We start from the raw sequence: 2,975 nt of genomic DNA on the forward strand, positions 1-2,975 counted from the left end.
TTCCTAATGTCACAGCCATCACCAAAGCGATAATCAGTGATAATCCGATGCCTCGTTTTAATCTTGCACGTTTCTCTGCCATCATCGAACTTACCTGCGCTCACGGTTGGGGGCTTCCAACTGATAAAAACGGGCATCCTGACTGTCCGCGACCTGTTTTTGCGGATGAGCGTGAATACGCTGCGTATCACGCTCAATAATGGTCAGAATGGAATTACGGGAAAGAGCCTGCTTCAGCTCCATTTCATTTTTCAGGGCATTAATTTCCCTGTCCAGTGCGGCAATCCGGCGCTCACCTTCTGCCAGCGCTTCCGATTGTGCTGCCGCATTGGGTTCGGACATGCCGGTGTTCAGCATCCGGCGCATCAGTAACGCGGTTTCAATAGTCTCACTCATCGCCAGCTCCCCCGCCAGACGTGCAGTCAGTGCAGCCCTGTCGGGATCACGCTGCAACGCCTGGATAACACCTTGCGTTACGGCCAGACTGCCGGTTTTCAGTTTGGTGAGATTCGCCCGCGTGGGTTTCTCCGTGCCGCTGACCAGTTTCACCAGTTGTTCGGCGTTCGTTTTGGTATGGGCTTCCAGCATCGGGGCAAACCCCGTTCCCGCGACCGTCGTTCCCGGCTGGTGTTGCTCACCCCCGCTGCTGCATTCTGTGGCTTGCGCGCAGGTACGGATGGCCCGGTCGCCCAGTACACTGACCACCGCTTCGGCCGCTTCCCGTGCTGTGCTGAATTTACGGCAGGCACTGCCTTCACAATTGAAGGTGCTGACCGACGATTGGCTCAGTACCGGCAACTGATTCATCATATTAAAGCCGGCACTGGCTAAATCACGGGTCGGACGAATGGCATTCTGCCCTTTTCCGCCCTGTCGTTGCCCGCCAATCCACGCGTGCCCGCCAGCGCCGGTCGCTTTGGTGCCGGCATTGTTGACACGCACCGCATCGCCATCCCCGCCGTTGACCTGATTTTTGTACTCCTGCAACGCCGCCGATTGGCTCCATTTGTTGTTCTGCGCAAAATCCATCATTCTTTTCGCCATGTTCTGGCAGTTGAACTGGGCTTTATCAAACGCCACATTAGCCTGCAATACCCCGTTGGTCAGCATGTCATACAACCCCGGATTGGCTCGCTGAATTATCATGGCCGGGAGACTGGCAACGGCACCTGTGGCCCCCTGAACCACATCGCTCATCAGGTTCTTGAATCCCGCCGTGATGCCGTTGAGCTGGTTGCTGATCGTGGTTTTCAGGTCAAAATTGCCGCACATCAAATCCGAACTCCAACCCAGCTCCAAACCGGCCAGCATGGTTGAACCACCACGACTGGCCGGTTCCGAAATCACCGAGCCGCCTCCCAGCGTATAAAACAGCGTATCGGAGACCGCCCCGCTGGCCTCTGCCCCGTAGCCCAGGGCACTTCGATTCACCTGCGGTAAGGTGAGGGACAGCCCGGTGGCATGGGACTGTATCGGAGCAAGTATTATTGCGCCTACAGCCAGCCATACGGCGTTTCTTGTCGTCATCCGACCTCCTGATTCACATATCCGTGCTGCTGAGAAAACGCTGTCCGCGCCGCTTGCAGCAGCTGTAGGGCTGCCACAAGGCATACGCCTGATTACCGTCTGTCGCGGCGGTATGACTGCCATCCGGAAACACGGCACAAGACTGACTTAACTGTGGCGATAACCGCTGCCACTGATGATTCTTCATGCCGGTATTTTCCGTCACTGGCGCCGGTGGCCAATAGCCGTCACGGCGTTGCCCGGTCAACGGCTGATAAACATGGGGCTGCCCGGTACGAGTAATGATGTCTGCCACCCGCTGCGCCACCACTGCTGAGGCTTTATCATCATCCGCCTGCGTAACAAAGCCGGCACGCGGGTAGAGATTGCCCCACATCGTGCCACGCATCTGGCTACCCAGTTCCCGCTGACCAGGGATAAGGGCTTCTGGATAAAATGACTCCGGCAACCCGCTGCGCCACGCCACCGTATCCAGTGTGCTGAGAAAATAAGGCATCAGCGGTGTGGCCGCACTTTTGCAGGAATAGCCCGGAATTTGCCCGCCTAGCAGGGTGGTAGCGGGATGCCCGATGGCATCGGCGTATTTGAAACGCAGATGAGTACTGCGCTTTCCGGCTACCTGAATCGTGTGATTTCCTCCACCGTTGGTCAGATGGGATAAGGCTCCTGTCACGGTATTTTCCAGCCCGCCGGATAAGGCGCTGATTTGCGCCATGTCAGACCACGGATTGCCACCGGGGCTATGATAGGTAGAAATCACTGTTTGCGGCAGGAAATGGGTCACTTTGACCGAGGTTTTTACCGTACAGCCGTGCCATGAACAGAACAACCAGTAACAAATACCACTAACCCGCCACTGAATGCAGGCAGGTGAGAAACTGCTTGCCACGATTTGGGCGGTATTAATGGCAGCTAGTGTGGCCGGCGAAAACGCCGCAACCAACGTGATGAGCACAGGAAAAGCAACGCGTGACGGATTCATGATGGGTGTTGCTCCCTGAGCGCTGCTGCTTTGGCCACATCCGCGGTGCCATACACCACATCACGGCCATTAAAGACCACCGCCGGGTACTGACGTACCCCCAGCTGCCAGGCCTCAACCACCTCTCGGTAGGCGTTGATAAGCAACTGTTCCTGTTCACGCCATTGGGGCGATTGCAGTACAGCCTGTGCCTGAAGAGTTGCCTGCTGGGGATCAGTGGAAAGTTGAGGGAAGATTTTTTTCTGATACTGTTCAGCCGCATCCAGCCAGACTACCTGGCAGTTCGGCGTCAGATTCACCGGTGGATGCTGACGGTCAGTGTACACCACCGTTTTGGCCCCTGAGGACAGAGATACCATCCAGCCCGCTAAGAACAGTAAACCCGTTTTTTTCATCGTGTCCTTTCCATGCCACAAAACATCGGAACAGCGTGAAGAAAATAGGAACAAAAATCAGCAAACAATTC

3 protein-coding genes are annotated in these 2,975 nt (G+C 56.0%); all 3 read right to left on the bottom strand.

What is annotated here, in order from left to right; translation table 11 throughout:
- Positions 1 to 90 precede the first annotated feature (90 nt).
- The 3 genes from BM100_RS22100 to BM100_RS22110 are packed head-to-tail and all read right to left on the bottom strand — an operon-like array spanning position 91 to position 2,904.
- Positions 91 to 1,527 carry an integrating conjugative element protein gene (locus BM100_RS22100; RefSeq protein WP_092514951.1) on the bottom strand — a complete coding sequence of 479 codons (1,437 nt, stop codon included), beginning with the start codon at positions 1,525 to 1,527 and terminating at the stop codon, positions 91 to 93.
- A 13-nt stretch (positions 1,528 to 1,540) separates the two neighbouring features.
- The gene (locus tag BM100_RS22105) at positions 1,541 to 2,509 is read right to left on the bottom strand and encodes a TIGR03756 family integrating conjugative element protein (protein ID WP_092514952.1); all 969 of its coding nucleotides are present in this window, start codon (positions 2,507 to 2,509) and stop codon (positions 1,541 to 1,543) included.
- Positions 2,506 to 2,904: a TIGR03757 family integrating conjugative element protein gene (locus BM100_RS22110; protein WP_092514954.1), complete on the bottom strand. Its 399-nt coding sequence runs from the start codon at positions 2,902 to 2,904 to the stop codon at positions 2,506 to 2,508. The genes BM100_RS22105 and BM100_RS22110 overlap by 4 nt, the downstream gene beginning before the upstream one ends.
- Positions 2,905 to 2,975: the final 71 nt, after the last annotated feature.

This window comes from Xenorhabdus mauleonii (assembly GCF_900113945.1).
In the GTDB taxonomy this organism is placed as follows: Bacteria; Pseudomonadota; Gammaproteobacteria; order Enterobacterales; family Enterobacteriaceae; genus Xenorhabdus; species Xenorhabdus mauleonii.